The organism is Rivularia sp. UHCC 0363 (assembly GCF_034931125.1).
GTDB lineage: Bacteria > Cyanobacteriota > Cyanobacteriia > Cyanobacteriales > Nostocaceae > Rivularia.
Genome location: NZ_JAYGHM010000103.1, coordinates 1 through 1132 on the forward strand (window position 1 = coordinate 1; position 1132 = coordinate 1132).

General features: G+C 47.5%; 2 protein-coding genes. Both read left to right on the forward strand.

What is annotated here, in order from left to right; all coding sequences use genetic code 11:
* Positions 1 to 178: 178 nt before the first annotated feature.
* Complete coding sequence (locus VB797_RS35105; RefSeq protein WP_416350964.1) at positions 179 to 475, forward strand: DUF6283 family protein; 297 nt, start codon at positions 179 to 181, stop codon at positions 473 to 475.
* A 315-nt stretch (positions 476 to 790) separates the two neighbouring features.
* A partial coding sequence (locus tag VB797_RS32805; RefSeq protein WP_323241996.1) for a hypothetical protein occupies positions 791 to 1132 on the forward strand: 342 nt, incomplete at its 3' end.

Sequence of the window (1132 nt, forward strand, 5' to 3'; positions counted from 1 at the left end):
CCCCTACCCATCTCGTGCCCTTAACGTTGTTTTTTGCCTCGTGTCTACATCTACCCCTGCTCCAATCCAGGCAAACGGTAAACCTCTGTCTCGCTGTGTTGACCTCTTAGAAACAGTTAAAATGCTCTACAACATTCATATGCTCAACCAGTCAATCGCAAAGTGAAAAACAAAGAACATGGAAACCTGGAGTCTACCTCGCACTCAACAATGTGCAAAATGCCCCTGGAAACTAACCACTGACCCCAGGAAAATACCTGACGGTTATTCTAAAGATTTGCACAAGAAACTGAAAAGTACAATTGCTGAACCAGGCTCAGTCTGTAGGCTGGTTCAGGCGATGGCCTGCCATGAATCAAGCGTTGGTGCAGAAGAATACTGCATTGGTTGGCTTCACAACCAACTTGGCACAGGAAACAATATTGCAATGAGACTGCACATGATGTCTTGCTCTAATAGACTTAATCGGAAATAGCTGAAATGCTTGCTGCACGCGGTTTCCAGAAATTGTCTAAAATCGTCTGAAAACCTTATAACGCAAGGCTTTGAGGGCATTCTGACTACTTTATTACCGATTAAGTCTAATATCCAAGCTATCCAAATCGATGGAGAGCAACATCAGAACTTTGATGATACTTTACCTCATTAAAATCTTGAAACTTTCAGCCACTTCTAAACTATCATATCCTTATCGATATCCTCACCTGCCACGATGCCACCCTTAAATCTACAAGGCAATTGGCTAGTCTCTGCTCTGGAGCATCTCACCGCCCAGTGGCTTCAATCTGCTATGGCAACTTCCCTACCCCTGCTCATTGTTGGGGAAATCTCTGATGCAGAATTTACAGCACAACTCACCTCGCTACTCGAAGGCCGGGGGCTGATTACTCCATCCCAGCAGAAAAACTATCGCTCTAACGTCACCCAAGCCCTCAAAAGCTTTGACCCGCAGCATCCCGCTATCCCACTGGTCGCCCTCTCCACTGAAACCTATCGTCAGCTCAACGACATCCAGCGCGGCAGGCTGGGCCATGTCCAGACCAAGTTCATCTCTAGCACCACCGCCCAGCGGTTGGTAGAACGGGCTACCCAACTGCTCTCTAGCGCTCAGTGGTCAGATATCGGCGCAGGG

What these genes read in the sequence shown, in the direction of transcription:
- VB797_RS35105 (WP_416350964.1), top strand. Translation starts at nt 179, where the DNA reads ATGGAAACCTGGAGTCTACCTCGCACTCAACAATGTGCAAAATGCCCC.